Raw genomic sequence first — 22,924 nt, 5'->3', positions numbered from 1 at the left:
ACCACTTAAGTTAACAATATGTCGTCCGGGGCGTGAAGCCCATTCGGCAATAATGTCTTGCCGAGTTTTCATATATCACTCCCCATTTGTTATTTAGTCTCTAATAGAGATTGTAGTACCTCAATGAGAGCACTCAATTGTTGTTCCTTGCTTGTAGAACTGGCATGTGAGAGAACTTTTTTAATCTCATCATGTAGCTTTTGAACGTTTGTGTCATGATAGAGATGAATAATACGACTCACTTCGCCTTTACCGTTGGTAATTCCTATGCGCAGCACCTCATGCGGTGACTGGATTTGTGTAGTATAGAGGGCAAGTTCTTCGGCTGTGTAGAAGCGTTGTCCTAACTCACGAATAGCAGCCTGGAAGACCGGAATATCTTCGTCTTGCCACTGATCTGGTGAGCGTTTTACCACGAGCGCTGCGAGGCTTGTGGCCCATGCTTCGCCGTTCGGAAGTGCCGTTTCGAGTCGCGCACCCAGTGCATGAAGTTGTGGTTCATTAATCACATGCGCAATTCGTTGATAGCGTCTCAGCAAGTCGAAATGGGCTTGAGCGGGATCGCCGGCAAGGTCAAATGCGGCCATAGTATGTTGGACGATAGTATGGCATAAATTGGGAAAGGCTTCCTGCAATTCCTGGAGACCCTGCCGTAGACTATCGATAAACTGGTCTATCTGGGTTACATCAAGCTGGTTGTCATCACTGAAAGGATGCATCTGACACGCTTTAGGCAGCAGCACGAAGAGCAGCTCGTCAGGCGCTCTTGCCTCTCTGAGCGCACTTTGGATTGATTGGGCAAGAACACTTATCCGTTTTGTTTGCTTGCTATACGGGGGCAATTGATGGTAGATACGCAGTATCCGAATCGCTACCGATAGTAAGGCTGGTTGCGTCTGTTGTTGAAGCGCTTGGGGGGCAAAATGTGTGGCTAGCTTCTGGTAGACCTGCAATCGAGCACCCTGAGCCTGGCAAAGTCGTACTGCAAAGTACTGCGGTCTCGACAGAAGGCGCTCGAACATTGCCATATCAGGCATTGGCACATAGTTGCCATGCTCGTAAAATATCAATTCACCAGACCGGGCTACATAAAATGCAACGAAAAGGAGAGGTAATAAACCGGCTTTCACACCATAAGGCGGTTGTTGAAGATGAGTGTAAACCTCTGACAGTGAAAGTGGTGTGGTTTCGGTAGCGAGTAATTTGGTTTCTAATGCCCGCCAGACAGGCAATAGGTGCAGCGGATCATCGGCAGGCGGTTCCCCAATCTCCCATGATCCATCAGGTCGCTGGCGATGTAATCCACCTGCTTGAAATATGCTCTCGTACATGGCACGTTCAGGTGGATAACCGGTAAAACCGAGTAGCTCTTGGTCAGATCGTGTGAGTAAAGCCTCGACAAGATTACGCCGTGCTTTCGCAATCGTCGATGAGATAGTATCTCTAACTATTAACTCATTCCAGATTCGCGGAGACAATGCAAAGGTTATATCAGCAGCCTGTGACAGAAGATTATCAACCTGCCGTTCATTCGTGATTGTTACCGGTTGACCACGATAAAACCAGTAATTATGTATCCCAAACGTTTTGTTGAGTACTTCCTGCAAGATTTGTTCCGCTTCGATCAGCCGACTACTTACTTCACGTCGGGCAACCCGGTCATGCTCTAATTCGTGATTTTCCTCAAGTAGTAATCGTAATGCTGCTGTATCAAGGGTTAGTTCGTACAATTCATGAATTTGCTTGGGAATAACCACGATCCTTACTGTTTCATTGATACGTTCAGTATCTGTTGCCCATTGATGAGCTTTTGCTAGTTCCTCTTCATTAGTCGGAACGATATGCAGAATTTCTCCATCATATCCACGTGCAATTGATGGAGACTCAGCGATTTGGTTTATATCAACGTAACGTATAGCAAAGATGCGCGTTGCACCTGTTTGATAACTATGCCGGTATGCAATTCGTGGAGTTGTATCCGTATAACGATTGAGAAGTTGACAGAGCGAATATCGTTCGGCGACAGTTTTACGCGCTGATTGAGTGAGTGTCTCAATGTCAAGATCGCTTCCCTCCCAAAGCACAAAGCTGTCCCGGAATCGACGGTAAGTGATACGTTTTCGCTCTTGTAGCCTTTCTAAGGCATTAGCAACAATTCTATCTGTTGGATCATCGGTGAGCGCAAAAGCTACATGTGCTTGACATGCGCGCATGCCTGCTGCACGCTCAAGTGCTCCCAATACTCCTACGACTGTTAATGTGTCAAGCAAAGATGGATCATCTGTGACCAGATTTGTTCGTGCCTCAACAAGCTCGACCCAACGTCGCCCGCGACTACGAGCAAACAAACTGGTACCGAGGTTCGTCTCAACATACAAAAAGAGATGTGTTAGCCGGTAAATTGGTACGTTATCCTTCATTGCTTGCTTCAGAACATCGCGAAGACCCCATGGTTCGTCAGAACTTAGAAATGCAAATAGAGAACGTTCGTTTTGTGCAAGCTGGCGGACAATACCCGGTAATGCAAGTAACGTCATTGGATGCAATGGAAAGCTATCGGAAATAATCTGTTTCCACTCGTCGTAGCCTATCTCAGCCGGACGTAGGTTGAGTTCTTCAGTCAGTGGTGCGATCTGCTCTGCCCACTGCTGGCGCTGTAGTCTTACCTGATCGCTTCGTGACGGGCGTAGTGAGGCGGCAATCAGGCGCACCATTTGGCTGAGCGGTTCCTGGAAGACGAGGTCTGTAAATCGTCCTTGTACTTTTGCCCATTCAATACGGCGTCGTGGCCCAGCAAATGTGGTGTAGTGTTCAAAAGCCTGGTGTAGAATGGTAACGACGAGAATAGGTGTCTCACCACTACGTGCTGCTGTCTCAGCTAACGTTTGCAGGACAAAGAGATCTCGTTCATCATCATGGCGAGCTGCATAGTCAAGGTACTGACCCAGTTCGTCAATGACCAGTATTATGCCGTTAAACTTGTCTTGCTCTTTAATGTATTGAGCAGTCTTTCTGACGACCTCAGCGACTTTTTCTGGATCGAGGGTGGTTACATTTGCAGCAGATTGGATAAAATCGGGAACTTTGATGTAGGCTTTTTGTAAAGCATCAATCAGAGCCTGAATAACAGCATATCGAAGAGAAGTGTTATTGCCAGGTACGAGGATTGCCAATAGAGATGGGCTATCTACCGGAAATGCGTGAGCGTCAACATGCAAAGACGAGAGAAGTTGATAGCGTGAATGTGGATTACGTTGTAGAAAGTGGGCAAGAAATAATGCAAATGCTGATTTACCTGCCCCAAATGGACCAATGATCGAAAACGCTCGCTCACGGCTGTCGTGGTCTAATGCACGTAAAATTCGGGTTGCTGTCTGTTGTACAAGCGGTGTAACCAGGTAACCATCGAGACGATGGCGTAAATCCTGAAAGTCACGACGAATATGAACGGCACGGGTAAACCGTGTCGATACAGAAATAAAATCAGGCATATGATGGTTCACTTGTAAATGCAGTGCGAAGTAATGACCAACCAAGTTCTGGATCGTCGAGATCTCGCCACATGACCTGGCGAATACCGCCACTATCACTGTACGTAGCCTGACCGTTTGTTACCTCTTCAAACTGGAACAATCGGCTCAGTAGACTATCTTCATCAAGGCGAAAAATTCGTCCTGGCGAGCGTTCTCCATAGGCAATCTCATTAAACGTGAGTGTATGACGCCTGAGCCACCGCGCCTGTTGCAGAGCAGCAAAGGCCACAAGCGCATCTGGTAATGAAGGTTGTGCGCCACTCGCTAGATAATATCCTGATTGGCCAGGAAGGCGCTGGATGAGATGGAGTGTATTCAAGGGGCAATGTAATGCATCTTCGGTTACGGATGAAGATGGTCTGATATAGCATCGAAGCATACAGTCGATGTCACGTTCCAAGGTTGCTTCTGATGGTGTCTTCTTTTCAATTTGATCCAGGTACTCGATAAGTTGTTTTGCTAAAGAATTGGTAGTAAATTCACCACGCTTAAGCAGATTAAAAGTATAGTACCAGGTAAATGTACTATGTGGTCGCGAGCTGATTTGATAATGGATTAACCAGCGTGATGTTGAGGTGACAAGAAATGGATCCCACCCATCATCTGCGAGAAGTGCTTTTCCGAGTTCTGTCGGTTCCAGGTTTCCATGCTCAATTCTTTTGAATAAGCCTGTTGCAATTCCCCAAAAACGAATAGACTGACTCATGTTCTTTCCAACCCCTAACCTGACAAAAGCGTCATGGCGGTGAAATAAGTCAGGGGTTTCACATAGCAAATCAAAGGCTTTCTTGAGCCAGTTGCTACGAAGTGTAAAAGTTTCATGTCCGCTGAAGCTGATAGGGTCTGGTAAATGTGTGTTCATATAGGTCGATCTCGATTTGAAAGTTTTGCTTGCGAAAAAATATACTAAATGATCATTTTGCAACTTGTTAATTTCTGTATTCTATTAAATATGTTTGAATTGTTGTAGAATCAACTGTTCTAGTCACAAGTGAAACAAAAAAGACTCTCCAACATTCTACTTGTTTTACGCTATGCTGTCAATGCGATGTAGCACAGAGTGTGTGAGGTAACAGGCAAGCGAGATATCGCTGCGAGGTCTTGACGCTCATTGATTTGCTGATTGCAAAATCTGCTCTACCACCTCCACCTATAAACACGCATCGAAGCATATACCATACTATGCATATGCCATACTATGTCTGAACAGTGATACCAGTATCTTTCTGCCGTACCGCGTTGTTTGCTGCCAATACCTGATCGCGGATGCACTGAATTGATGCTTCGCACTTGCAACGATATTGCATCCTTCTCATCGCTCTCCTCCCTCACCGCCTTGAAGCGCAGAATACGTTGCTCCAGAGTATTAACAATGCCCTGTGCAATATCCCGATCCGACTGGCTGATAAATGCACTCAGTTCGTCCAAGATGTCGTCGATGGGTGGGGCATAGGCGAACCTGAGCGTTGCAATATCGTTTTCGTAGAGTTCTACTCACCCAGCCAGTCAGGCGGTGGCATGTAGGTTTCTCGTCGCCAGCGCCAGCCCGGTTCGAGAATGGCTCCCGGTTCGGCGGTTGTCAGAGCCTGGAGTGCGGCATGGAGAACAGAGAGCTGCTGGGCGCGGTTGCCCGGTTCACCCAGCGGATGACCAAATGGCCAGGCCAGGTGCAGGGTGCGCGGTGGTCGTACCTGCTCGGCAATTGGTTTCAGGCTGACGATGCAGACCGTGCTGATGCCGGCTGCTTCGATGATGCGTGCGATCAGTCCCACGGACTGATTACATAACCCTCAAGCTGGAGTGAGGAGGACGGCGTCAACCTGTTCTTGTTTGAGAAATGTTGCTACTTCTGGAGCCGTTTGTTGGAGCAGTGTCGTCAGGTGGGGTAGTTCGATATGGCCCATGAAGCCATAGCAATCGGCGAGGCTGCCGATGATGTTGCGCTGTACCAGCGTGCGCACGAGGTCGAGCGGGAAGAGAATGTTGAGATCGCGCTCGGCGTCGCTGTGATCGTAGTAATCGTGGGTGATGGTTAGTTCGCTCAGCGGAGTTGTGGCCGGAATACGGCGGTAGGTCGGGTCGCCTCGAGGATCGGCCATGTCGAACGGTGGCTGTTCCCGCAGATGCACACCACCGGTCGTGATCAGCGCTAGCCGCGACTCATGCAGGGGTTTGCGGAGTGGTGTGAACGGGATTTCGTCGAAGTTGAGTGCCCGGTATGCGCTGCCCCATAGGCGGGCCAGTGCCGGTATCTGCGAGAAGATCTGTCCGGTCAGGCGGTACAATTCTTTGAGCGAATGCTTGCGCCAGTTGTCGGTCATAGCCGCTCCTTCAGGTCAGGTTCAATCGCCAGTCGTAAGGGCGATAGATGAGACGAGCCTGGCGTGCCTGCAAGAGCCAGGCCCGCCGTTCGTCGTCAGGGAGTGCCTGTCTTAAGAGTTGAATAACCCCATCTGTTCCCCCAAAATCTTCCCGGTACCAGTCAAAAATGCGTGACAGATGAATCTCGTTGCGCACCGGGTCAACCGCTACATCGGCGGCTACGAAGGCGCGGAGCGCCAGGTCAAGTTGCTGGTCAATCTGTTCAGTGCGATACACGCCAATCGGCGGACACGAGAGGCTGGCACAGTTGAGCGCAAAGTGAATGCGCGGATCTGGTGGATCGATGCTCCAGCGTAGCCGTGGATCGTCGGCGGCAAATTGTGGGCCGGGAATGAAGGGATGGCCGCGATTGGCGCGCAGAATGCCGTGTTCGATGTCATCGAGCGAACAGCGTAGACCACCGATCTGGTAGGCAGCCGCTCGAAAGAAGCGTAAGCCCGACCATTGATCGGCGACGCTGGTCGTGATGCCAAAGGCGATCACCGCGTCTATCACCAGGGCGTTATACAGGTTGATCCAGAAGGCGAGACGAGTGGCGCGATCAAGAAGTGACGCCGGATCAAACCGTTGTAGTTGTGGGGTTAGTTCCGAACGGTAGGCAAGGTACGTCGGATCGTTGCGCAAGCGCTGGTACGCCACCAGCTTCCCTTCTTCATCCATGGCCTGGGCTTTGAATTGCTGCATGGCCTGCTTGAGAGCAGCGGCCAGGGCTACACCGTCGTCGGTAGGTGTAGGTGCGGTTCCTGTGCCGGTATTGAGTACCTCCTGCTCGTTTATGCTCAACACGGTATCGATCACCGCTTCGCGCAACCGGATGAATGGGTTCATTGGGTCTGCTCCAGGATTTGCCGAAGCATCGCGATGGCGGCTGCCGTGCGTGGGCCGGGCCAGGTCAACGCCATCCCATCACACAGTACAATCTTACCGCGATGTTCTACAGCGTTGAATGCCGGCAAGTCGCGTTCGCTGAACGGGTATGGTTCATTGGGCAACAAGATAATGTCGGGATCGAGGGCCAGAAAGTCGGCCAGCGCTGCCCGTGGATAGCGTCCGGGTAACGTGGCCGCGACATTGAACCCACCGCTCAGACGAAGCAGGTCACCAGCGTAGGTGTTGCGCCCAATGGCCATCCACGGATCACGCCAGATCAGGGCCAGGACTCGTTGGGTGGGAAGCGGCGGTGCAGTCACTGCCTGTTCGATGGCCTGAGTGATCGGCGCAGCACCATCTGTCACGGCTAGTACCTGGGCCAGCGCCGCTAGTTGCGTCATTGCATCGGCGACACTTTGAATTGCGGTGACATACACTGCCAGGCCGGCTGCCGTCAGCGCACGTACATCGCGTTCCCGGTTTTCTTCCTGTTCGGCGATGATCAGATCGGGCTGAAGCGCAATGATTGCCACTCGATCGGGGTTTTTGGTGCCGCGGAGCCGTGGTAGATGCTGGAGTGCTGCTGCCGGTTCGATACAGTAGTCGGTGATACCGACGACACGCTCGCCGGCACCAACGCTGAACAACCACTCAGTTACACTCGGCACAAGTGACACGATCCGTTGTGGTGTTCCCGTCAGCTCGATCTCACGGCCAAGCGCGTCGTAGACCAGCATCACCGACTCCTGCGTTGCGTTTACTCGTCAATGATAAAGACCGGAACGGTACTGCCGCCGCCGGCAGTCACATTCAATAGCGTCACGGTTGAGAGGCGGCACAAACAGCCATTCACCTCTGTTCCAAACAGGAAGGGATCACTATCTACCAGACGCTCACCGATCACCACCTGACCGTCGATCAAGGCGGGGTACGGCTCGTAGGCGATAGTCACCCGCTCTTGCACCACAAACGGCGAGCTGAGTGCCGCTTGCAGGGCGGCGTCCCATTCGTCGGCGCTGACCTCCCAGCCAATCGTAATCCCTTTGCCACCGTATTCATCGTTCGGCTTCAACAACAACCGTTCGCGATTGGCACGTGCGAAGGATAGGAGATCGATCTGTTCGCCCTGGTACGTGGTTGTTCCCGGTCGCACGACGCGCGTCCAGGGTACGTGAGCAGTCACTGCTGCTCGCTGATCTGCGTTCAACGGATCGTGGAAGCGCTCGTCGGATAGCAGCGCAAAGAGCGATTTTTTATGCAGCAGTTTGGCCCGGAATGAATTGACAATCACGCAGGCACCGGCAGCATACGCCTGTACCAGCGGATGGGATAGCGCCTCGTCACCGTAGTGGGTAAGGAATTCGCTGGTTAGTACCCGCTTGAACACAATGGTGACCGGCATTTTACCACCATCAGGGGTGGGGGCCAGCAATTGACCATCGCGGAAGCTGAGATCCTGAGGGGCGCATATGACGGTTGACAGGCCGTGCTCAACAAAATACTGGCGAAACATCTCGAACTCGGTCGCCGTCGGTACGCCATGCCAGTCAACAATAGCCACTTGGGGCTCGTGACCGGGGCTTCCCGCCGCTCGCCAGCAATCGAGCAATGTGCGCAATAGATACTGGCGAGCCGGTAAGGGCAGAATTGGATAGCGTTTGGCAAATTCTTGCATCACCGGCGTCGCCAGAAATGCCTGCGCCAGCAGATCTTCATAGGCAATTGCCGCCGGACTCTCGGCGTTGTACTCGACAAACTGCAACGATGACCCATCCACGGTCAGAAAGGTGTCCATCCGCGAATGAGCGCTCGGTTCGAGGTAGCCCGGATGCATCTCAATCAGACGCTCTTCAAGGGGAGTGAGCATCAATACCTCACGCACGGCCTGGCCAGCTTCCGACGAGTCGAGGGCAGCCGCCACAATAGTACGTGCCGCTTCAGCAACCTGCTGCGTTCCACAACGGAGAAGTTCATACTGCGAGGCGGTGATCAGGCGTGGCCGGAGGACGGTTGCCAGTGGCCGTTCACCAAAATACAGCCGGCGAGCACGCATCTCTGCGGTTAGTCGCTGCCACGACTCGACCGCCAGCGCCGGTTCAAGTAAAGCGTGATAGTCGGCAATTGCCTGGGCGAGGGTCATAAGTTCACACCTTTATGATGATCGTTCTGGCACAATACATTCACGCACGCTGCAATTATGAAGTCTCTTCGGCTGCCTTCTTCCGCGTTGTGCGCCGCCGTTTGGTCGTCGTCGGTGCTTCGGCAGCCGGTGGATCGTTGTTGGCCGAGTCGGTTGTTGCCGGTGCCGATGGGTTAGTGGCCGGTGTCATCGGGCCGTTGAGCAAGCGATGCCAGGCAAACTCTTCTGGTTTGGCCTGTCCCTGCAAGGCCAGCTCGATAGTGAAATCGGCCATCGTGCGCACCACCCAGTCGAAGTAGTGGGGCGTTAGTGAGTTGACATCAAAATCGGGCGCTGGATTCGTGAAGTCGATGGCATAAGCCACACCATTACGGATAGCAAACTCAACCGTGTTCATGTCGTAGCCAAGGGCCTGGTTCAACTTGAGAGCACCTTCGACCACCTGACGACCCTCCTCTGGCGTAAGGTAATTGTCATCACGGAAATAGCGGTGCGGCCAGGGTGCATTGGCGTCGAACTTGATCGTCATGATATGGCGGCGACCGATCACGATACAGCGCACATACTTCTCCCAGGCGATGTACTCTTGCAACATCATGCATTCGACGCCGGTCTCGTTGTACGCCCGCCACAGCTCCTCATACGAATGGACTTTGTACACCTTTTTGAACCCACCACCCCAGGCTGGTTTGAGAATCACCGGAAAACCGCCAACATAATCGACGTGCTCTTTCCATGGAATGGGGTATTGCAGATTGCGCAGCGATTCCTCGACGACGCCTTCGATGTAGGAGTGCGAAGGTAAGGCTACTGTGCGCGGATGGGGAATGCCGAGGGCGGTGGCGAGTGAAGCACCAAAGAACTTGTCGTCGGCACTCCACCAGAACGGATTATTAACAATCCGGGTACCGCTGAGGGCTGCTGTCTTGAGAAAGGTGCGATAGTAGGGAATCTCATGACTGATGCGGTCGATGATCACGTCGTAATCGCAAACTTCAGCCATGCGGGTTCCACCCAGCTTGATGAACTCAGCCCGTACCCCGGCGTTACGGCGATTGACCTCTTCGATGTATGCCGGTGGCCACGACCACTCACGACCGACGAGAATGCCGATCTTTTTTACACTCACAATGAACCTCCTGATATAGCAAAGAGTATGGAATATCGATCTGACAGCGCTGATTGTAGCATAAGGTTGCGCAGGCGCAAAATGGGGATGATGGAGGGCGATGGCGTCACATCGAGTACTGTGTTGGATTGTAGAGGATGCCTGTCTGATCGAGGCAGGCAGGGGCGAACGTTGCCGATGACCCCTGCCTGTATCGAGTTAGCGTCAACCCATTATGCGCAAACCTCGTTGGCTGACCATAATATTCGATGCTGTGCAGGCAAACCAGCCATCACGAACGAATGATGGCCAGCACCTCATCGCGTTTTGCATCCATCTCTTCGCGTGAGGCAATCGATTCGAGATTGAGCCGGATCAGCGGTTCGGTATTTGACCCGCGCACATTAAAGTGCCATGTATCGTAACTCACCGAAACGCCGTCAATTCGTTCGACTTTACCATCGCTGTAGCGTTCGGCGATCTCATTGAGCTTAGCAGCTACATCGCTAACCCGTGAGTTGATTTCACCCGAAATGAAGTAGCGCGACTCCAGCCGACCGAGTAGTTCGCTCATCTTGACCCCGCGCTTCGAGAGCATTTCGAGCAGGTAGAGTGATGGAATGATGCCTGAGTCGGCAAACGCGAAGGCTTTGAAGTAGTAGTGCCCGGAGACTTCACCGGCAAAGATTGCGTCTTCATTGGCCATACGGCGCTTGATGAAGGCGTGACCGACCCGTTCGACCAGAGGAATGCCACCGGCAGTGCGCACCTCATCGGGTACCGCCCACGATGCCCGCACGTCGTAGAGAATCTTTGCGCCCGGTTCTTTCTCAAGCAGGTAACGCCCCAAAATTGCCGTGAGAAAATCACCGGAAATAAACTCACCACGATCATCAATCGCGAAGAAACGATCACCGTCGCCGTCGAATGCGAAGCCGATGTCGGCTCCCTCATCTTTCACACGCTGCTGCAATTCGGCACGGTTTTCCGGCATCAGCGGATCAAGCCCGTGATTGGGTAGCGTACCATCGGGATCGAGGTACATCCCGGTCAATTGGATCGGTAAGCGGGCATATACCTCCTGCAAGATCGGCCCTACCATTCCGTTACCGGTGTCAACAATCACTTTCAGCGGTTTGATAGCGTCTACATCAATTAACGAGAGCACCTTCTGTACGAATTGCTCTTTGAAGTCGTATTCCCGGCGCTGACCACGGCGGGTTGGGGTCGGAAAGGCTTCACTCTCGACTAACCGGCGTAAATCCTGAATGCCCTCGTCACCCGACAAGAGGTACGGCATCCGGCGCACCATCTTGAAACCGTTGTACTGTTTGGGGTTGTGTGATGCCGTCACCATCATACCGGGGAAGCCAAGTTGCGTACAGGCAAAGTAGTACTGATCGGTACTGACCATGCCAATATCGGCAACATCGGCACCCTGATCCATAATCCCGCGCGTCACGGCGTCGAACAGGGCCGGCCCTGATGTGCGCATATCTCGCCCAACTATCACCGTTTCGGCACCGAGAAAGGTAACGAACGCCCGACCAATCAAATAGGCGACCTCTTCGTTAAGCTCGGTTGGATAAATGCCACGAATGTCGTAGGCTTTAAAAATGCTTGGATTAACCTGCACAATATTCCTCCTTACTACGAAGGTTGTGTCATCACAGAGACACAGAGCACACGGAGATGTTGAATGGTGAGCGACGGAGCAAGGCTCATTGCCTGATCGTGCCTGTCTCACGGCGAATTGGACTTACCCTCACATACTGCTCCTCTGTGCCTCTGTGGTGCATATCTCCATGAGCAACTCGTTCGCAGCGGCATATGGATCACGTTGACGGGTAGCAATCTGCTGTACCAGCTCACTCCAGCGTGAACCGCGTAGTCGTTCGAGAACGAGTTCTTGTACAGCGGCAGTCAGTTCTCGTTCGGCAGCACTCAGTGCTCGCTGCGACTGGCTGTTCGACGCGATGAGATGTTGATGGTGCTGTTCTACTGCATCAACGATCTGAGCACACCCTTCACCGGTGGTAGCAATTGCCGTCAGCACCGGCGGCATCCAGCCATCGGCTGGTGGTGCACCGAGGTTCAACATCGTGCGGAGCTGACGCACCGTCTGGTCAACGCCGGGGCGATCTGCCTTGTTGACCACAAAGACATCGGCGATTTCGAGCATCCCGGCCTTGATGCTCTGTACATCATCACCCATGCCGGGCACTTCAACGACGATGGTAGTATCAGCGGCTTGCGCAATATCAACTTCATCCTGACCGGCGCCAACGGTTTCAATCAATATCACCGGGAACCCGGCTGCGGCAATCAGCGTGACTGCATCAGCCGTGGCCCGTGCCAGTCCACCCATTCGGCCACGACTGGCCATACTGCGGATAAAGATGCCCGGATCGCCACCGAGGGCCTGCATTCGGATGCGGTCACCCAGTACGGCACCGCCGCTGAATGGTGACGAGGGATCGACAGCGACAATCCCGACCGGCACCCCGCGCTTACGCCATTCCTGGGCCAGTGCAGTGACCAGGGTCGATTTGCCGGCGCCTGGCGGGCCGGTAATACCGACGCGATGGGCGGAGCCGTAAGGGTAGGCGGCGGCCAGTAATGTGCGCACTGTTGGCCCCCCCTGCTCGACCAGGGAAATGGCACGCGCCAATGCCCGACGCTCACCGTTGCGCAGGCGCGTCACCAATTCGTGTTCACTCATGGTTCAACCCCGCGTTAACTCGACGTGAGAACGAATGAAATCGATGATCGCCTGTGTTGACGAACCGGGGCCGAACACCTCGGCAATGCCATGCTCACGCTTGAGAATCTCGGCGTCTTCATCGGAGATGATGCCGCCGGCAACGACCAGTACATCGGTCATCCCTTGTTCGCGCAGCAACTGCGTGACTTTTGGTAGCAGAGTCATGTGGGCACCGGAAAGGATCGAGAGACCGATCACGTCAACGTCTTCTTGCAATGCCGCTTCAACAATCATTTGCGGCGTTTGCTGAAGGCCGGTGTAGATCACTTCCATTCCGGCATCACGTAAGGCCCGGGCAATCACCTTCGCACCACGATCATGACCGTCGAGACCCGGTTTGGCGACCAACACACGAATCTTTCGCTCCATCGAGCGCTCCTTCCGCTGTTCACGATTCTGGTTCGGTAGCGTGGCCTTCAGTATAGCATAGCCGGCCAATTAAGCGTCAATCGCAGCAACTACCGCATCACCGACGGCTGCGGTACTGTACGCAGCCTGTCCTGGCACGGCAATATCGGCGGTCACAATTCCCCGTTCGATCACCGAGGCAACTGCCGCTTCGACACAATCGGCTTCGGCGGGTAGATCGAGCGAGTAACGCAAAAGCATCGCCACACTCAGAATCGTTGCCAGCGGATTTGCCTTGCCCTGACCGGCGATGTCCGGTGCCGAGCCGTGGATCGGTTCGTACAACCCCAACCGACCATCGGCCAGTGACGCTGATGGGAGCATACCCATTGAACCGGCCAGCATCGAGGCTTCGTCAGTCAGAATGTCGCCAAACATATTCTCGGTGACGATGACATCGAAATCAGCCGGTCGCCGGATGAGGTGCATGGCACATGCATCAACCAGCATAGTCTCAAATTGCAGATCGGGGAACTCGGTTTGCATCAGGCGTGTGGTGATACTCCGCCATAGCCGGCTCGTCTCCAAAACATTGGCCTTATCAACCAGAGTAACTTTACCGCGCCGTTGACGGGCCAGTCGTGCTGCAACGCGCACAACGCGCACAATCTCTTCCTCGGTGTAAATGCAGAGGTCGCTGGCCCATTCGCCATCGGCAGTGCGTTCGCGACGTTTCTCGCCGAAGTAGATGCCGCCGGTCAGTTCACGGACAACAATCAGATCAACTCCCTGCAGCCTTTCAGGTCGGATCGGCGAGGCGTTGATCAACTGCGGATATATGCGTACCGGACGAAGGTTGGCAAACAAGCCAAGTGCTTTCCGAATACCCAACAATCCCTGTTCAGGTCGCACACGGGCTTGCGGATCGTCCCATTTCGGCCCGCCTACTGCGCCGAGGAGTACCGTATTAGATGATTGACATAATGAAATTGTAGCCGCCGGTAATGGTTCCCCCGTCGCATCAATCGCGCACCCGCCGATCAGTCCCTCGTGAAAGGTGAATTGATGACCGAACCGCCTGGCAATCGCCTGTAGTACCTTCACACCCTCAGCCACAACCTCTGGGCCAATTCCATCGCCGGGTAGGACAGCAATCACAGCCTGCACAGTAAACCTCACAACAATTTCAAAAATGGTTATAAAACGGTAAGGACACGTCTGTATGATACTACCAAGTGTGCGAACGCCTGTCTATAGATGGTAACACGAGGAAAAATGTATGGCGACTCGACGAGTCGAATCATTTCTGGTGCGGATTGTAGTGGCTGACAATGGTGATTCTGCGTCGCCACAGTGGCATGGGCGCATTCAACACATCGGTACTGGCCTGGAGAGCCGGATTGATCAGCTCGATGAACTATTGGCGTTTATCACGACGCATCTCAGTTCTGCCGAACCTGCCCCTGTCATCGGTCAGTCAACCAATTCTTCCGGGTAGTCTGCAACGCCAGAAGCTGATGCATTGCAATCTTCTGTTTGTAGTCAATGTGCAAAGGAAATGTGCCGATGGATTATGAAGCACGTTTGCCGCGCACCAGCTCAAACAGAGCGACCGTTTCTGGTAATGGCTCAACCCCCAACTCTTCGCGCAGTGCGGTAACGCAGCGCTGATAAAGGCGAATTGCCGTACTGCGCTCACCAATAGCGTGGTACGCCTTGATCAGTAACTGATACGCCTCTTCTTGTGCCTTGTCGTATTCCAGCACTCGCCAGCCCAGCTTAATCGCCTCGTGAAACTGACCTTCATCAAAGAAAATGTGACCCAGGCCGAGTGCCGCTTCGATAAACAGCAATTCCAGTCGTTCACGTTCCACAACTGACCAGTCTTCGTACAGACTATCCGGTAAGAATGGGCCATTGTACAGATTGACCGCTTCTTGAAATGCCTTGCGTGCCTCATTGACACGTTTGAGTTGCAGGTCACGTCGGCCCTGTTCGACAACCTGCACAAATCTGGCTACATCGTACAAATGGTCACTCTCAACGTTGAACCCATACGTATCACCTTGTTGGAGCAGGTAATACGTCGGCGCACCTTCCGGTCGATCCGGCTCAAGGGCCTTAATCAGCCGACTCACTGTTACCCGCAGATTGTTCGACGCCGACTCGCTGTCAAGTCCCGGCCAGAGCATGTCCATAATCTGCTCACGGGGTAGCATGCGTCCCCGTTCGATCAACAACAACTGTAGCAGATGGCGAGCTTTCACACTGCGCCAGTCACGATCACGAATCTCCTGGTCACCGCGCAATACCTGGAAATTGCCTAATGCACGGATAACCAGGCGATAAGGGGGACGATAGACCAGACGCTCTAGCGCTTCGCTCGCTGCTGCGCGCACCTGTGGTGAACGTTCTTTCAGTAAGCCGCGAAGAGTACCATACGCATTGACCATGCCCAGTTCACCGATGAGATTGATACTTCGCAGGCGCACCGCTAATGGAAATGTCTCTTCCAGGAGTGGCATCAATATGACACTCAGCGTTGTCGTATCGAATTGACGAAGGGCAGCGATCATTGCCCGGCTTGACAAACCGAGCCGCAGAGCCGTAGTGATCGCCCAGTTCATTGCTGTTTGCGGGAGGAACGGCAATGACTCAACTCCGGTGCGATCACAAATCGCACATGCTATCGCCAGATCAGTGGCAATTGCAGGATCATCAGGTCGCTGCTGGGCAATGAGGTAGGCGCGATATATATGAACAAGCGCCCGGAACAGACCATCATTGCGTTGCGCCATCTGCGTAACAAGCTCATTGGCCAGTTCGAGCGCACGTTGTGGCTCACCGCCTTCCCCTAACACAATCAGCAGCAGACTCTGCATCCAAAGCTCTTGCGAGAAGAGAACAGTGTTATTGCCGGCTACCGCTCGTTCAACGTTTTCTCCCTTCGCCTGGAGCTGACGTAATAATGTCAGGGCCTGTGCTGTGGCAGCTGCTGAGCGGGTACTGCGAAACAGGGCATAGATCTCAACAATGCGGGCGCGCGTCGTCAGAAAATGATCATCGAGATGACCGGCTATCTGGCGTACTCGCTGGAGATAGGTTGCGGCTACCTCAAACTGTTCGTGTTCAATCAACAGCAGGGTGAGTATCAATGCTGCATTACCGACCAGCACACTTCCGGGCGCATAATCATTTAAACGGGTATAACTCTCTTGAGCGAGACTAAGCGCATCATCACGCTTTCCCTGTTGATACAACGCCATCGCCTGCAAGAGCAGTAGTGACTGGCGTAGCAGATCGTTGCGGTCAATACGTGGTAATTCCAGTGCTGCCCGAATAGCTGATAGTGCTTCGGTAGGATACCCTTGCTGGATGTAGATGGAAGCGCGTAAGACGGCCAGGAGCCATTGCCACAACACACTCAACGGTCGGCGATCAACCCAACGCGCAACGCGCAGCGCTGCCCGGAAGCGACCACGACTGTAGAGCAGCGCCATCAGGCCGATCAGGGCTGCACCTCGTGACCAGGTATCGTTGGCACGCCCCGCTGCATCGATGACCTGCCGGCACACCAGATTAAAGCGGGCTGGTGTATCAGCCCAGAAGAGGAGCACCGTCATGTCGCGTAGCGCTCGCAACTCTTGAGCTAGTAGGCCGCTGCGGCGGTAGGCTTCAGCCGCTTCACCGATCAATTGCAACGCCCGTTCCCGATCAGTGTTAAAGAGACTCCAGCCGTACATATGGAGTAGTTCAGGGTCGCGATCACGCACTTCTGGCGGCAATCGTTCGATCCAGTTACGCAGACTCTCGCGCTGCAATGTGTCGATCAACGGCCAGGCATGTTCACGCAACGCACGGGCAATCGCCGTCGGATTCTCGGCCATCGCCAGATGACGTAAGGCGGCTTCGATCTGATCATGGCGGGCCAGCACTTCACCGAACCGTTCGTGAAGTTCGCGCACAAAGACGCGATTGAAACGGCTCAATGCCCGGTTGGCCAGCAATCGCTGCCAGAGCGGATGAAACCGGAAAACTCGCTCGCCATTGGTGCTGCCGGTGTCAACAGTAATCGGTAAACCGAAAGCAATTGCCTGCTCGATCAATTGAGCGCTGTCTCTGACATTCAGGGCTTCATCGAGCAATGCCGGGTTGATCTGGCCCAGCAGTGCTGCGCAAATCAGACGATCAACTAACGGTTCAGGCAGTTCAGACAAGACCTCGGATGCCAGATACTCGAACAGATCGTACTGATTCGTCGCTAATCCCTGTAAATAGCTGCGGCGCTGGGATGGGGCATGGCGGGTAAGTGTGCGGACGGCGAGCTGCACACTCAGCATCCAACCACCAGTCCGTTCGAGCAGGAGATCGATATCTTCATCAGGAAGAGTTACCCCGGCTCGCTGTAATAATTCAACGACTTCGTGACGCCGTAGCAAGAGATCATTTGCCCCAACTTCGAGTAATGTCCCCTCGGCGCGCAGGCGGGGTAGGGGGGCAAAGGTGAGGGGGCGACGTGAGGCCATCACAATGTGAAGATGTGGTGGCGCTGCTCTGAGCAGATAGCCCAGCAAATCAGCAGTGATCGGCCCATCAGCCACCAGATGCACATCATCCAGGATCAGGACGGTCAATGATTGTAATTCGCGTTGAATATCGCTCAGCAATGCACCTGCTACCAGCGGCCAGTTCCGATCCAGGCTTGAGATACTCTGCAAAATTCGTGATGCCTGATCGCCCAGTGAAGGTATGACCCGCCGTATTGCCCCAATGAGATATGCCAGCAGCAAGGCCGGTTCTTGATCGGTAGCCTCTAAACCGAGCCAGGCGACCTGCGCCCCGGTCTGGATTAGTTGATCGGCCCATTGGGCGAGGAGTGTTGTCTTGCCATAGCCGGCTGGCGCGACAACCACTGTTGCCGGCAGCAGACGAACTTCAGCCAACAGCGCCTGCAAATCGGGACGCAGCATCTCATCAGACCGCACCGGTGGCGGCGTGATTTTCAGAGGTAATAGGGGGGCGCTTACCGCAACCGATGGCGCATGTTCGGCCAGTTCGGTCATGGATGGCTCCTTGCGACTATCAGCGAGCGCCATGAACGATAAACGATACGTGACGATAACTGGCTAGCTGCCGCTACGCATTAAACAGTTGATTGTGTTTTCATGTATGATACAGTTGTATACTATATCATAATCATAATCTTTATTGTAGCATGACCTACTAAGAATGCGCACATTTATTTCTGGTATTCCAACGCCTAAACCGGCACTCTTCTTCTCGCGCCCAGAACGCGATCAGGCGGTCATTTTCGATCCGGCCTGTGCACCTCTTCTGCGACCGGTTGTTGACTGTGAATCATTGCAGCCCTGGTATACGCCAACCGGTGAACGCTGGCTGTTGACGCTGCCACACGGGCATTCGCAGCGTCTGGGCATCAATTCGTTTGCTGACCTGCTCAGGCGCTACCCTGGCTTGCAACGACATCTACGCGAGTATGCCGATGATCCAGAACCGTGCTGGTGGGAATTGCCGGCTGCGGCGACTGCGGTGCTGACAGCGCCAACCCCGCGGATTTTTATTGGTGATGGCGATCAAGTACATCTGAGCTGGGAGGCCGCTCAGACAGTAGTATTGGCCCCGGTTCGGATGGTAGCACCTGCCGATCACCTTACCCTGGCTCTGCTTGCTTCGACCAGAGGAAAGCAGATGATCCGGCATGCTCACGGCACGTTTGCCCTGCCGTCGGTGCCCACTGTCATTGGTGGGCGACTGGCTGAGCTGGCAGCACAGGCGGTGACGATGGCCCACGAACGACACACATTAAGCCGTGAATTTGCCCGCCGGCTACTGGCCGATTTCGGGCCGCCGGGCAGCACGCTTAGCCCGCAGCTTGAACGCTGGTGGGAACTGGAATTTCGTGATTTGCTAGACGAGGTTGCTCGTGCGCTCCGTAACCCGATTCCGGAACCGTTCCAGCCCTTCTGGCTGGCCCGCCACACCGAGGGTCGTGCCCGCTACTACACTCTGACGGCTGAAATTGCTGCGCTCGAAGCAGCTATTGATGAGATCGTTCATCCATTGTGGCAGGAAGAATGGCTATGACTTCGCCTCACTATCCTGTTCCCGCCGGTACCGCCCGTACCGAATTGATTGTGCGTGGTTCGCGCTTTATTGCTCAGGTCTTCCCTACGCCAACTGTCGATGCCGCACGGGAAGCAATTGCCACGGTGCGTGCAGCGATGCCTGACGCGACGCATCACTGCTATGCCTATCTGGTTGGCTATGGGCCGAGTACCATCGCCGGTATGAGTGATGATGGTGAGCCAGCCGGCAGTGCTGGTCGCCCGATGATGGCAGTCTTGCGAGGCGCTGATTTAGGTGATGTTACTGTTGTGGTGACCCGCTATTTCGGCGGAACCTTGCTAGGCATCGGTGGGTTGGTGCGAGCGTACAGTGATGCGACCCGGGCCGTATTAGAGATCGTACCGCGCACGCGCCGGGTTATCTATCAGCGGATCATCGTACACTTGCAGTATTCCGATTACACGGCTATTCGCCGCTTACTTGAAGCTCACGCGGCGGTGATTGTCGCAGAAGCATTTGCTGTCGATGTCGTCATTACCGCCGATCTACCGACTGATCACGTGGCTGTTGTCAACCACCAGATCGGCGAGATCAGCGCCGGTCGCGCACGGCTTGAGACGGCGACTATGGTATAATGAAAGCGATGTACGCACTGCATCCGGCTACTGTCCATATTCCAATTGGGCTGCTGCTGGCCAGCAGTCTCTTTGCGTTCATTGCCCTGCGCACCGGTCGTATGCAGTGGGAACAGAGTTCGTTCCACTGCCTGATCTTCGGCTTATTGGGGTCTGTAATTGCTATGGTCAGCGGCCTCATTGATGCAGCACGCCAGGTCACAAGTCCGCAGATCGCACCTGACGATCCGGTCATCATGTGGATCAACGGTCACGCTGCGGCTAGTCTGGCGGCAACCCTTTGTTACGGTCGTGTCTGGCTCATGCGCCGCCGCCAGCCGGGTTTGTTAACCGATTCGGCGCAACGCAATGCCTATCTTGGCTGGCATATCGCCGGAATCGTCCTGCTGGTGCTTGGGGGCTGGCTGGGTGGCCGTCTCGTCTTCGAGTTTAACCTTGGCCGCTTGTGAGGGTCTTATGTTTGCCTACGTGGTATACGGTATTCTCTACCTCATCATCAACTTCTTTCGCCTCATCGGCTGGTGGCGCTGGTCAATCACCGGCATCGAGCGCTTACCGCCACGCGAGCAAGGGGGCATGATCCTGGTTATGAACCATATCAACTGGGTGGACATCCCTGCGGTTGGCGCCATGCTCCCGTTTCGCTATCGCCTCTCGTGGCTGGCCAAGATCGAGATTTTCTCCCACCCGCTGTCCGGCTGGTTTTTCCGCAATATGGACGTTATTCCAATCCGGCGTGGCAAACGCGATCTGGCAGCCCTCAACGCGGCAGCACAAGCGCTCCGTAATGGCGCTGTATTGCTGATCTTCCCCGAAGGCCACCGCAGTCGGAATGGTATCCTGCAACCCGGACGTGGCGGCGCAGTGCGGCTGGCAATGCAGGCTGGTGTACCGATTGTACCGATGGCTATTACCGGTACCGAGCACGGTTTTCGTGGCACCCTACTCCGCAAACCGGTGCATATCACCATCGGCGAGCCGTACCGTGTCGAACCGCTTCCCGACAACAAGATTCCCGCCGACATGATGGAACAGTTGACGAACGAGATGATGCTCAAAATTGCCGCTATGCTCCCTCCAGCTCAGCGGGGGCCTTATGCAGCATTGCTGGAAGCCGCTGCTGTGAAGGAACAGATTTGATCAGGTTCCGGTAACCTGTCGCTCTAGCGGCCAGCCCCTCTGCACCCCGGCCCGTCCATAGGTGAGAGTGCTGAACCGCTGGCGCATGGTGTTTTTGATCAGATTCTGGTAGCCGGTCACGCTAATCAGACGATCCAGGGCGTGCCTCTCCGCCACTCTTGTTTGCCGCATCCCTCGTGTAGCAAGGTGAATGCGCACAGTCACCATCCGTAGGGGCGGTTCTGAACCAGCCCCTACCGAACCTGCCCATTTGTGCCATTCGGATGACACTTACGGCTCGTCACGGCGGGAATGGATATGCTTGTGAAAGAACAGATGTGATCAGGTTCGGTAACCTGTCGCTCTATGCGCCGCTACCTCTTCACCCCGGCCCGTCCATCACAGAGAGTGTTGAACGTCGGCCAAAGCAGCATCCACACCGACCACGAGAAGCAGATTGATCACCCGTCTCTCCTGCGTGCGCCACAACACCCGGTTTGATAGGTGCGTTGGCGTATCAGGGGGCAACTGGTTCCAGAAAGGTCAACCCATCAGGTGTCGCGACAGCGCACCAACCGCTTTGCGATCCTACTTCAACACGCCACCATGTATAACCATCGACCTCAATCGGCCCTTCAAGCAATACCACTTCACGTCCGGCAGGGATGCGGGCAATCACTCGGGCTGTCAGTCCTGGTGAAGCGCGTAGACGCAGGGCAGCTTCACCGACATTCACCACAACCGCTCGGCCACCAACCTGGAGGGTTGGTGGGGCCTCTGTTGGAATTGGTGTGGGTGAAGGGAGTGGTGTTGGCGTCGGAGGGATTGGTGAAGGTTGCGGGGTTATCGCCACTGTTGTCGGTGATGCTACTGGCTGCGCCACGACAGCCGGACCGATACGTCCAATTAGCCATACCAGCGCAACCAGTACGACCACACCAATGGCACTTATGAGTAATATGCCGACCCGGTTTATACCTGGTCGGTTACGGCGCCGTACCGAGTCGTACCCTTGGCGGTAGTAGTAGTAGTGCTGATAGTAGAACGGATTAAATTCACCACGCTCGGCATCGGCAGCACCACGTTCATACATCTCACTCGTGGTTGGCATAAATCCATGTTGAGTACTACCGGGTTAATACCAGGTCTTCGCGTCCCATCTCTCGCAGCATCCGCGGGTATAGGGTGTACATTGGTTCAACAGCGGGTAACAATTTGAGAATCTTGGGAATCGGTCCTTTAGCAATAATCTGGCGTCGAGCCAGGGCGGTCATCAGATTAATTTTACCATGCCAGAATTGATGAGCAATATCCGCCTTCATACTCATTTCTACATCTGGCTTCAAGTCTACTTCGCCCCAAAACACATCGCAAAATGCGCCAGGCTGCGTTGGAGGGTGAGCGGCATCGATGGTGACAACACCGTGCGGTTCTTCGTAGCGGAACTGAATGACGATACGTCCTTCACAGATTCGGGGTGCAATCTGGGCATCACATTTCACCCGGTCATACAGTTCACCTAAGATTTGACGCAGTTCTGCCTCGTCTTTGAAGAATGGCATTGTTCATCTCCCTTTGCCGTCTGTGAATGACGGTGCTGTACTGTAGGAAAATCCTGTGCAAACGATTATACGAGGTTCAGCAGGAGAACGCAAGAGGGTATAACGCATCGCGTTAAAGTGCTTGGATGTGAGAATAAAACTTAATTTCATAAAAAGCTGTACTGTCGCACTCTAATGACCATCTCCGGTGTCATCACACGCCGGATTGGTTGCCTTGCTCGCTCATCATCCACGTATTGCGCAGTTTGGCGTGCGGCAGCCATGCTGCCGCGCCAACCGTGCTCACGATCCGGCGCGTGGCAGGCCATTGACCCGGCTGGTCACACGGATACCGGGTGTGCTCGCCACGAACAATGGAGGCGGTCGGCAATGAATG

The 22,924-nt window shown here is 54.1% G+C and carries 21 protein-coding genes; 5 read left to right on the top strand and 16 right to left on the bottom strand.

Going from position 1 to position 22,924, the window contains the following annotated elements; translation table 11 throughout:
• Nucleotides 1-89: 89 nt before the first annotated feature.
• The 12 genes from VAE57_RS05205 to leuB all read right to left on the bottom strand — a co-directional run bounded on the left by VAE57_RS05205 (nucleotide 90) and on the right by leuB (nucleotide 14,312).
• Complete coding sequence (locus VAE57_RS05205; RefSeq protein ID WP_322820837.1) at nucleotides 90-3,491, bottom strand: hypothetical protein; 3,402 nt, start codon at nucleotides 3,489-3,491, stop codon at nucleotides 90-92.
• Complete coding sequence (locus VAE57_RS05200; RefSeq protein WP_322820836.1) at nucleotides 3,484-4,395, bottom strand: DUF4007 family protein; 912 nt, start codon at nucleotides 4,393-4,395, stop codon at nucleotides 3,484-3,486. The genes VAE57_RS05205 and VAE57_RS05200 overlap by 8 nt, the downstream gene beginning before the upstream one ends.
• Before the next feature lie 628 nt (nucleotides 4,396-5,023).
• Nucleotides 5,024-5,305: a hypothetical protein gene (locus VAE57_RS05195; RefSeq protein WP_322820835.1), complete on the bottom strand. Its 282-nt coding sequence runs from the start codon at nucleotides 5,303-5,305 to the stop codon at nucleotides 5,024-5,026.
• An 18-nt stretch (nucleotides 5,306-5,323) separates the two neighbouring features.
• The gene (locus tag VAE57_RS05190) at nucleotides 5,324-5,854 is read right to left on the bottom strand and encodes a glycine/sarcosine/betaine reductase selenoprotein B family protein (RefSeq protein WP_322820834.1); all 531 of its coding nucleotides are present in this window, start codon (nucleotides 5,852-5,854) and stop codon (nucleotides 5,324-5,326) included.
• A 10-nt stretch (nucleotides 5,855-5,864) separates the two neighbouring features.
• Nucleotides 5,865-6,743, bottom strand: coding sequence for a DUF547 domain-containing protein (locus VAE57_RS05185; protein WP_322820833.1), 879 nt, complete (start codon nucleotides 6,741-6,743; stop codon nucleotides 5,865-5,867).
• Nucleotides 6,740-7,522, bottom strand: coding sequence for a helical backbone metal receptor (locus tag VAE57_RS05180; protein WP_322820832.1), 783 nt, complete (start codon nucleotides 7,520-7,522; stop codon nucleotides 6,740-6,742). Before VAE57_RS05180 ends, VAE57_RS05185 begins: the two co-directional genes overlap by 4 nt.
• Before the next feature lie 20 nt (nucleotides 7,523-7,542).
• Complete coding sequence (locus VAE57_RS05175; protein ID WP_322820831.1) at nucleotides 7,543-8,925, bottom strand: hypothetical protein; 1,383 nt, start codon at nucleotides 8,923-8,925, stop codon at nucleotides 7,543-7,545.
• 55 nt (nucleotides 8,926-8,980) lie between these two features.
• Nucleotides 8,981-10,054: a hypothetical protein gene (locus VAE57_RS05170; protein WP_322820830.1), complete on the bottom strand. Its 1,074-nt coding sequence runs from the start codon at nucleotides 10,052-10,054 to the stop codon at nucleotides 8,981-8,983.
• Between the two features lie 271 nt (nucleotides 10,055-10,325).
• Nucleotides 10,326-11,669, bottom strand: coding sequence for a phosphomannomutase/phosphoglucomutase (gene manB, locus VAE57_RS05165; RefSeq protein WP_322820829.1), 1,344 nt, complete (start codon nucleotides 11,667-11,669; stop codon nucleotides 10,326-10,328).
• Between the two features lie 129 nt (nucleotides 11,670-11,798).
• The gene (gene meaB, locus VAE57_RS05160; protein ID WP_322820828.1) at nucleotides 11,799-12,755 is read right to left on the bottom strand and encodes a methylmalonyl Co-A mutase-associated GTPase MeaB; all 957 of its coding nucleotides are present in this window, start codon (nucleotides 12,753-12,755) and stop codon (nucleotides 11,799-11,801) included.
• 3 nt (nucleotides 12,756-12,758) lie between these two features.
• The gene (locus tag VAE57_RS05155; RefSeq protein ID WP_322820827.1) at nucleotides 12,759-13,166 is read right to left on the bottom strand and encodes a cobalamin B12-binding domain-containing protein; all 408 of its coding nucleotides are present in this window, start codon (nucleotides 13,164-13,166) and stop codon (nucleotides 12,759-12,761) included.
• A gap of 69 nt (nucleotides 13,167-13,235) precedes the next feature.
• Entirely contained in the window at nucleotides 13,236-14,312 is a 1,077-nt protein-coding gene (leuB, locus tag VAE57_RS05150; RefSeq protein WP_322820826.1) for a 3-isopropylmalate dehydrogenase, read from the bottom strand.
• Nucleotides 14,313-14,424: 112 nt separating this feature from the next.
• Between leuB and VAE57_RS05145 the strand changes: the two genes are divergently transcribed.
• The gene (locus VAE57_RS05145; RefSeq protein ID WP_322820825.1) at nucleotides 14,425-14,643 is read left to right on the top strand and encodes a hypothetical protein; all 219 of its coding nucleotides are present in this window, start codon (nucleotides 14,425-14,427) and stop codon (nucleotides 14,641-14,643) included.
• Nucleotides 14,644-14,716: 73 nt separating this feature from the next.
• Here the strand turns inward: VAE57_RS05145 and VAE57_RS05140 are convergent, their stop codons facing one another.
• The gene (locus VAE57_RS05140; protein ID WP_322820824.1) at nucleotides 14,717-18,208 is read right to left on the bottom strand and encodes a BTAD domain-containing putative transcriptional regulator; all 3,492 of its coding nucleotides are present in this window, start codon (nucleotides 18,206-18,208) and stop codon (nucleotides 14,717-14,719) included.
• A 166-nt stretch (nucleotides 18,209-18,374) separates the two neighbouring features.
• Here VAE57_RS05140 and VAE57_RS05135 point away from each other — a divergent pair, with 166 nt between their 5' ends.
• Genes VAE57_RS05135 through VAE57_RS05120 form a run of 4 tightly spaced genes read left to right on the top strand, consistent with a single transcriptional unit; the run spans nucleotide 18,375 to nucleotide 21,007 of the window.
• Nucleotides 18,375-19,250 (top strand): hypothetical protein, encoded by an 876-nt coding sequence (locus VAE57_RS05135; RefSeq protein WP_322820823.1) that lies wholly within the window; start codon nucleotides 18,375-18,377, stop codon nucleotides 19,248-19,250.
• On the top strand, nucleotides 19,247-19,867 hold the full coding sequence (locus VAE57_RS05130; protein WP_322820822.1) for a YigZ family protein: 621 nt from the start codon (nucleotides 19,247-19,249) through the stop codon (nucleotides 19,865-19,867). Before VAE57_RS05135 ends, VAE57_RS05130 begins: the two co-directional genes overlap by 4 nt.
• An 8-nt stretch (nucleotides 19,868-19,875) precedes the next feature.
• Nucleotides 19,876-20,316 carry a DUF2231 domain-containing protein gene (locus VAE57_RS05125; protein ID WP_322820821.1) on the top strand — a complete coding sequence of 147 codons (441 nt, stop codon included), beginning with the start codon at nucleotides 19,876-19,878 and terminating at the stop codon, nucleotides 20,314-20,316.
• Between the two features lie 7 nt (nucleotides 20,317-20,323).
• Nucleotides 20,324-21,007 (top strand): lysophospholipid acyltransferase family protein, encoded by a 684-nt coding sequence (locus tag VAE57_RS05120; protein WP_322820820.1) that lies wholly within the window; start codon nucleotides 20,324-20,326, stop codon nucleotides 21,005-21,007.
• Here VAE57_RS05120 and VAE57_RS05115 read toward each other — a convergent pair whose 3' ends face one another.
• The 3 genes from VAE57_RS05115 to VAE57_RS05105 all read right to left on the bottom strand — a co-directional run bounded on the left by VAE57_RS05115 (nucleotide 21,008) and on the right by VAE57_RS05105 (nucleotide 22,548).
• The gene (locus tag VAE57_RS05115) at nucleotides 21,008-21,205 is read right to left on the bottom strand and encodes a hypothetical protein (RefSeq protein WP_322820819.1); all 198 of its coding nucleotides are present in this window, start codon (nucleotides 21,203-21,205) and stop codon (nucleotides 21,008-21,010) included.
• A 298-nt stretch (nucleotides 21,206-21,503) separates the two neighbouring features.
• Nucleotides 21,504-22,097 (bottom strand): SH3 domain-containing protein, encoded by a 594-nt coding sequence (locus VAE57_RS05110; RefSeq protein ID WP_322820818.1) that lies wholly within the window; start codon nucleotides 22,095-22,097, stop codon nucleotides 21,504-21,506.
• Nucleotides 22,098-22,113: 16 nt separating this feature from the next.
• Nucleotides 22,114-22,548 carry a hypothetical protein gene (locus VAE57_RS05105; RefSeq protein ID WP_012255945.1) on the bottom strand — a complete coding sequence of 145 codons (435 nt, stop codon included), beginning with the start codon at nucleotides 22,546-22,548 and terminating at the stop codon, nucleotides 22,114-22,116.
• Nucleotides 22,549-22,924: the final 376 nt, after the last annotated feature.

Origin of the sequence: Chloroflexus sp., assembly GCF_034434295.1 — a bacterium.
Lineage (GTDB): Bacteria > Chloroflexota > Chloroflexia > Chloroflexales > Chloroflexaceae > Chloroflexus.
Note: the sequence above shows the minus strand (reverse complement) of the source record. Positions and strands in the feature narration are given on the sequence as shown.

What these genes read in the sequence shown, in the direction of transcription:
- VAE57_RS05205 (WP_322820837.1), bottom strand. Translation starts at nt 3,491, where the DNA reads ATGCCTGATTTTATTTCTGTATCGACACGGTTTACCCGTGCCGTTCAT.
- VAE57_RS05200 (WP_322820836.1), bottom strand. Translation starts at nt 4,395, where the DNA reads ATGAACACACATTTACCAGACCCTATCAGCTTCAGCGGACATGAAACT.
- VAE57_RS05190 (WP_322820834.1), bottom strand. Translation starts at nt 5,854, where the DNA reads ATGACCGACAACTGGCGCAAGCATTCGCTCAAAGAATTGTACCGCCTG.
- VAE57_RS05185 (WP_322820833.1), bottom strand. Translation starts at nt 6,743, where the DNA reads ATGAACCCATTCATCCGGTTGCGCGAAGCGGTGATCGATACCGTGTTG.
- VAE57_RS05180 (WP_322820832.1), bottom strand. Translation starts at nt 7,522, where the DNA reads ATGCTGGTCTACGACGCGCTTGGCCGTGAGATCGAGCTGACGGGAACA.
- VAE57_RS05175 (WP_322820831.1), bottom strand. Translation starts at nt 8,925, where the DNA reads ATGACCCTCGCCCAGGCAATTGCCGACTATCACGCTTTACTTGAACCG.
- meaB (WP_322820828.1), bottom strand. Translation starts at nt 12,755, where the DNA reads ATGAGTGAACACGAATTGGTGACGCGCCTGCGCAACGGTGAGCGTCGG.
- VAE57_RS05155 (WP_322820827.1), bottom strand. Translation starts at nt 13,166, where the DNA reads ATGGAGCGAAAGATTCGTGTGTTGGTCGCCAAACCGGGTCTCGACGGT.
- VAE57_RS05145 (WP_322820825.1), top strand. Translation starts at nt 14,425, where the DNA reads ATGGCGACTCGACGAGTCGAATCATTTCTGGTGCGGATTGTAGTGGCT.
- VAE57_RS05140 (WP_322820824.1), bottom strand. Translation starts at nt 18,208, where the DNA reads ATGACCGAACTGGCCGAACATGCGCCATCGGTTGCGGTAAGCGCCCCC.
- VAE57_RS05135 (WP_322820823.1), top strand. Translation starts at nt 18,375, where the DNA reads ATGCGCACATTTATTTCTGGTATTCCAACGCCTAAACCGGCACTCTTC.
- VAE57_RS05130 (WP_322820822.1), top strand. Translation starts at nt 19,247, where the DNA reads ATGACTTCGCCTCACTATCCTGTTCCCGCCGGTACCGCCCGTACCGAA.
- VAE57_RS05125 (WP_322820821.1), top strand. Translation starts at nt 19,876, where the DNA reads ATGTACGCACTGCATCCGGCTACTGTCCATATTCCAATTGGGCTGCTG.
- VAE57_RS05120 (WP_322820820.1), top strand. Translation starts at nt 20,324, where the DNA reads ATGTTTGCCTACGTGGTATACGGTATTCTCTACCTCATCATCAACTTC.
- VAE57_RS05110 (WP_322820818.1), bottom strand. Translation starts at nt 22,097, where the DNA reads ATGCCAACCACGAGTGAGATGTATGAACGTGGTGCTGCCGATGCCGAG.
- VAE57_RS05105 (WP_012255945.1), bottom strand. Translation starts at nt 22,548, where the DNA reads ATGCCATTCTTCAAAGACGAGGCAGAACTGCGTCAAATCTTAGGTGAA.